The 5,523-nt window shown below is 61.9% G+C and carries 4 protein-coding genes and 1 pseudogene; 3 read left to right on the top strand and 2 right to left on the bottom strand.

Features of this window, described 5'->3' with window-relative positions:
- Window positions 1-128: 128 nt before the first annotated feature.
- Window positions 129-2,861, bottom strand: coding sequence for a valine--tRNA ligase (gene valS, locus HMPREF2944_RS07750; RefSeq protein WP_070682160.1), 2,733 nt, complete (start codon window positions 2,859-2,861; stop codon window positions 129-131).
- Between the two features lie 114 nt (window positions 2,862-2,975).
- Complete coding sequence (locus HMPREF2944_RS07745) at window positions 2,976-3,326, bottom strand: hypothetical protein (RefSeq protein ID WP_070682157.1); 351 nt, start codon at window positions 3,324-3,326, stop codon at window positions 2,976-2,978.
- A gap of 235 nt (window positions 3,327-3,561) precedes the next feature.
- Here HMPREF2944_RS07745 and HMPREF2944_RS09430 point away from each other — a divergent pair, with 235 nt between their 5' ends.
- The 3 genes and pseudogenes from HMPREF2944_RS09430 to HMPREF2944_RS07730 form a co-directional block, all read left to right on the top strand.
- Window positions 3,562-3,753 carry a hypothetical protein gene (locus HMPREF2944_RS09430; protein ID WP_239662734.1) on the top strand — a complete coding sequence of 64 codons (192 nt, stop codon included), beginning with the start codon at window positions 3,562-3,564 and terminating at the stop codon, window positions 3,751-3,753.
- 161 nt (window positions 3,754-3,914) lie between these two features.
- On the top strand, window positions 3,915-4,715 hold the full coding sequence (locus tag HMPREF2944_RS07735; RefSeq protein WP_070682154.1) for an SDR family oxidoreductase: 801 nt from the start codon (window positions 3,915-3,917) through the stop codon (window positions 4,713-4,715).
- A gap of 426 nt (window positions 4,716-5,141) precedes the next feature.
- Window positions 5,142-5,523, top strand: a pseudogene (locus HMPREF2944_RS07730) (peptidase); the annotation flags it as partial.

The raw sequence follows: 5,523 nt of genomic DNA, 5'->3' as shown, positions 1-5,523 counted from the left end.
GCGGGGAGGTACCGAAATTACGGTACCTCCCCGCCTCGCGTTATTCACCATCGGTGCTTAGAAGGATCCGCGTCTCCGCGCAGGCTGAGCGTTGCGCAATAAGCGACGACGAATCGCGGATGCATCGCCTACTCGGCGGCTTCCTCCACCACGAGCACCACATCGCGAACCTCCAGCTCGCCCTCGGCTGCCACCAGGGAGAGCTCGCGTGCGTTACCGGCGGCCTTCAGGTCGCCCAGGCCGGCCTCGATGCGGTCCAGCTGCGCCTGCGGAGCCGCGATGGTAGCGGACTCAACCTCGGTGCGCTGCTTGACCTTCGCGTCGCTCTTTGCCTTGCGCAGGCCGCCCAGGGCCTCAGCAACATCCGGCAGGATCTGCTTGAGCGAATCAATCTGAGCCGGGTTGGCATCAGCCAGGACCCACTGGGCCGAAATGCCGGCGGTCGGGTTCTGAGCGGAGTACTCAGCCAGCAGGGTGCCCTCCAGGATGGGCAGCGCCTGCGGCCACTCGGCGCGGTGCACGCTACCCGCACGCCACCAGGACCAAATCTCTTCGGTCACGAAGGGCAGGAAGGGCGCGAACAGGCGCAGCAGAGCGTCCAGGGTGGTGGCCAGAGCGGCCAGAACCGAAGCCTGCTCCTCCTCGCCGCGAGCACCGTAGGCACGGTCCTTAATCAGCTCGACGAAGTCGTCGGTGAAGGACCAGAAGAAGCTCTCGCAAATCTGCAGGGCACGAGCGTACTCGTACTTCTCAAATGCTGCGGTTGCCTCTTCAATCAGGTACGCCAGGCGAGCCAGCAGGGAGCGATCCAGGGCGTTGATGAGCACGCGACCCTGAGCCTGCGAGGTGATGACGGACTTCTCGGTTGCACCCAGGTTCAGCACGAACTTGGAGGCGTTGAGCAGCTTGATCGCCAGGCGGCGACCAATCTTCATCTGACCCTCGTCGTAGGCGGTGTCGGCACCCAGGCGAGCGGAAGCCGCCCAGTAGCGCACAGCATCCGAACCGTACTTCTCCAGAACCTCGTTCGGAACCACGACGTTGCCCTTGGACTTGGACATCTTCTTGCGGTCCGGGTCGAGAATCCAACCGGAAAGCGCGGTGTTGTACCACGGTACGGAGGAGGCCAGAGTCTCGGAACGCACGGCGGTGGAGAACAGCCAGGTGCGGATGATGTCGTGACCCTGCGGGCGCAGATCCATGGGGAAGGTCTTTGCGTGCAGGTCCGGGTTCACGCCCCAACCGGTTGCAATCTGCGGGGTCAGGGAGGAGGTGGCCCAGGTGTCCAGAACATCCGGGTCGGCCACGAAGCCGCCGGCCACGCCGCGCTGATCCTCGGTGTAACCGGGAGCGGTCTGCGAGGCGGGGTCTACCGGGAGCATATCCTCGGTGGGCAGAATCGGGTTCTCGTAGTCGGGCTCGCCCTCGGCGTCCAGCGGGTACCAGACGGGGAAGGGAACACCGAAGAAGCGCTGGCGAGAAATCAGCCAGTCGCCGTTCAGACCCTCAACCCAGTTCTCGTAGCGGCTACGCATGAAGGAGGGGTGCCAGTTGATCTCGCGGCCGCGCTCGATGAGCTTCTCGCGGCGGTCGGCGTCGCGGCCACCGTTGCGGATGTACCACTGGCGCGATGCGACGATCTCGAGGGGCTTGTCGCCCTTTTCGTAGAACTTCACCGGGTGGGTAATCGGCTTGGGGTCGCCGTCCATCTCGCCGGCCTCAACCAGCATCTCCACGACGGTCTTCTGCGCGGTGAAGACGGTGGTGCCTGCCATGCGCTCGTAGCGCTCGCGGCCCTCGGCGGAGGTAATCCACTCGGGAACCTCGCGGGAGAAGCGGCCGTCGCGGCCGATGAGCGCGCGGGTATCCAGCTGCAGCTCGCGCCACCAGGTGACGTCGGTGGTGTCACCGAAGGTACAAATCATGGCGATACCGGCGCCCTTGTCGGGCTGTGCCAGCGGGTGAGCCTTGATTTCGACCTCGACGCCGAACAGCGGGGAGGTGACGGTGGTGCCGAAGAGCGACTGGTAGCGCTCGTCGTCGGGGTGCGCCACGAGGGCCACGCAGGAGGGCAGCAGCTCGGGGCGGGTGGTCTCAATCCAGACCTTCTCGCCGTTGGGGCGGTGGAAGCTGATGCGGTGGTACGCGCCGGGGCGTTCCTTATCTTCTAGCTCGGCCTGGGCGACCGCGGTACGGAAGGTGACGTCCCACATGGTGGGGGCCTCTGCCATGTAGGCGTTGCCTGCTTCCAGGTCCTTCAGGAAGGCGAGCTGGGAAACCTTGCGGGAGTGCGCGTCGATGGTGCGGTAGGTACGCGACCAGTCCACGGACAGACCCAGGGTGGTGAAGAGGTTCTCGAAGACCTTCTCATCCTCAACCGCGAGTTCTTCGCAGAGCTCGATGAAGTTGTTGCGGGAGATGCGCGGCCACTTTGCCTGGCTGCGGTCAGGCTTGGGGGTGCCGTCTGCCTTCCAGGTGATCAGGTCACGGAAGGAATCGTTATCGGGCACGGAGGGGTCGCAGAGAACGCCGTAGTAGTTCTGAACGCGGCGTTCGGTGGGCAGACCGTTGTCGTCCCAGCCGAGGGGGTAGAACACGTTCTTGCCGGTCATGCGCTGGTAGCGTGCAATGACGTCGGTCTGGGTGTAGGAGAACATGTGACCCACGTGCAGGGAGCCGGATGCGGTCGGCGGCGGGGTGTCGATGGAGTAGACCTGCTCGCGAGTGGTGTTCTCGTCGAATGCGTAGGTCTTCTCATCGGCCCAGCGCTTCGAAAGCTTCTCTTCGAGGCCTTCGAGGGCGGGGCGGTCGGGAACGTTAATCTGTACGGGCGAGTCTGAGCCCAAAATGTTTTCAGCCATAAGGGCTATTTTCTCATATTCACGGCGTTCTCTCAGCTTTCAGCGCCGGCCGTGCGCCGAGGATGTGGTGAGTCACGGCCTCGATGGCCGTTCGCGGGGTGCTTCGAGGGGTTGTCAGGGGCGTTCGTAGCGGGTGATGGCTTCTTCGAGGCGGCGCAGAAGCCGGTCGTATCGCGGGGCGAAACGTGCGCGACGCAGGGCAACGGCGGGTCCGCGGGAGTGGATGAGCTCATCCCAGGAGGCGGGGTCCAGGTAGGTCTGCCCCAGGAGTAGATGTACCTCGATGGGGTAGGGGGTCCCTGTGGAAGCTCGGTACGTGGCGGCTCGCTGCTGTAATTCTCGGCGGCGGGTTCGGAGGTCAGTGATGCGGTGGCGTTGAGATTTCACGGTGGTGCGGTAGATAGGGGTGGTGGCGGGGGAGAAGCCTCGGAAGCGCTGCTCGGAAATGCTACAGGAATAGGTCATTAATACCCGAAGATAAATGTGTTCCGCGGATCATTTCAACACGTGACCCGACCCTATGCAGGCATCATTCGGGGGCGTAGACTGAAATAGTACCAATCCTGAGGAGGCATTGATGAGTACGTTTAGTTTCTTTGGTTTGGGTGCTTTCGAGACCGCCGTTCTACTGATTCAGGTGGTACTGGTGGCGGCATGCATCGGGCACCTTAGCTTGCGAAGCGGCTATGGGGAGGCGCGCATGCGCTTCGTTCTTCCCATTATCGCTTTCGTGCCGGGTGCCGCGATTCTCTATCTCATGTCTGCACGCGAGGGTACGGTTCCCCCGGACACCGTGAAGACCGGTAGTAGCTCGCCCGTGTACTTTGAGCACCGCCTCGGCTACCGCGATGGTGGCCGTAGCCGCTGGGGTCTTCCCCGTCGCCGCAAGTAATCGGGGGGGCGACGAGGTTCTTTTGAGCCGTGAAAACCTTGAGCTGTGAAAACCTTGAGCTGTGAAAACCTTGAGCCGTGAAAACCGAAAAAACCAAAAATGTATGCCCGGTGTGTTTAGTTGTGGAGCACGACCGGGCATCGTTTTATTAGGATAAAGATATGACTAAGAACACTTACATTCCTCCATCTCCCTTTCGCTCCTGGGCCGGAGACGGCAAAGTGGCCGTGGTGACCGGCGCGTCCAGCGGAATTGGTCGAGCTACCGTGCATCAGCTGGTTGCCACCGGGTGGATGGTGTACGCTCTGGCTCGCCGCACCGACCGTCTTTACACCCTGCAGCAGGAGACCGGGGCGCATCCGGTCACCTGCGACGTAACCAACGAGACCGCCGTTGCTTTTGCCGCCGAGCAGATCCTGGGTGAGCAGGGAACCGTTGACGCCCTAGTCAATATTGCCGGGGGAGCCATCGGCCTGGATCCCGTCTCGGAGGGTAAGCCCGAAGATTACCTGCAGATGTACCGCATGAACGTGCTGGGAATCCTGAATACGGTCCGCGCCTTCAGCGGGGCACTGCGCCAGAATGGTCACGGCACGATTCTGAATCTGACCTCCACCGCTGCCGAGCATGGGTACGAGGGCGGCGCCGGGTATAACGCCGCAAAGTTTGGCGCTCGCGGCCTGACCGAGGCGCTCCGCCTGGAGGAGGCGGAACATAACGTGCGCGTCATCGAGATTTGCCCCGGCATGGTGCACACCGAAGAGTTCTCCCTGAACCGCCTGGGTTCGCAGGAGGCCGCTGACCGCGTGTATGAGGGCGTACCGAATCCGCTTACCGCCGAGGACGTAGCGCAGACCGTAACCTTTGCGCTCAACGTTCCGCACCACGTTAACCTGGACCGCATTACCCTGCGCCCGGTGGCTCAGGCCAGCCAGTTCAAGGTGATTCGCGCCGAGGGGTAGCGTGCCATCGGCCCTCTCTGCAACCCCTCATTGAGAAGTTCTGCGGATAATACGCGCATAACCCCGTTTGGGGGATGGGTGAAAGCTCACTCCCCGAAGCGGGGTTTTCTCAGGTAGTTATAAGGTTTTCCCTCACGGAATAATGCATAGGTTCGTTAAACGTCAGCAAAAGGGAAGTTTAAGAATCGTCATATCCTGATACGGAGAACTCAAGTAAGCGAATTGGTATGTATGCAATCTCTTTATAGGGGAGTGTTTTATAACGATTTGATAACACTTGAATAGAGGATGCGATAGGGTGCCGGTAAGAACAGGGGCGAATGTTAGCCTTTTAGCATCACACCCATATTGAACACCCGATGGCCTTCGAAGAGGGGGGCGCATATTCCCGGGGTTCACCACCGATGATTCAGAGATCGAGGAACAATGTCGAAGACTACCCGTCGCGTCTACAAGATTGCAGCAGCGGCAGCCTTTACCGCAGGCTCCGTTGCCGCTATTCCGGCAACCTTTGCGGCTGAGGCTCCCGCAGACCAGAGCGGTACGACTGTTGCCGTCACGCAGCACCCCAACGGTGAGGTAAACGTAGAGGTTACTGCCCCGGCCCCGGCTTCTACCGAAGCACCGAAGACTGAGGCTCCGGCGCCGGCTGCTACCGAGGCTCCGAAGACCGAGGCACCGAAGGCTGAGGCACCGGCCCCGGCCGCTACCGAAGCACCGAAGGCTGAGGCCCCGGCGCCGGCTGCTACCGAGGCTCCGAAGACTGAAGCACCCAAGGCTGAGGCACCGGCCCCGGCCGCTACCGAAG

It is taken from the genome of Rothia sp. HMSC072E10, assembly GCF_001813965.1.
GTDB lineage: Bacteria > Actinomycetota > Actinomycetes > Actinomycetales > Micrococcaceae > Rothia > Rothia mucilaginosa_A.
Note: the sequence above shows the minus strand (reverse complement) of the source record. Positions and strands in the feature narration are given on the sequence as shown.

Coding starts and splice junctions, on each gene's coding strand:
- valS (WP_070682160.1), bottom strand. CDS start 2,861: ATGGCTGAAAACATTTTGGGCTCAGACTCGCCCGTACAGATTAACGTT.
- HMPREF2944_RS07745 (WP_070682157.1), bottom strand. CDS start 3,326: ATGACCTATTCCTGTAGCATTTCCGAGCAGCGCTTCCGAGGCTTCTCC.
- HMPREF2944_RS09430 (WP_239662734.1), top strand. CDS start 3,562: ATGCGCTTCGTTCTTCCCATTATCGCTTTCGTGCCGGGTGCCGCGATT.
- HMPREF2944_RS07735 (WP_070682154.1), top strand. CDS start 3,915: ATGACTAAGAACACTTACATTCCTCCATCTCCCTTTCGCTCCTGGGCC.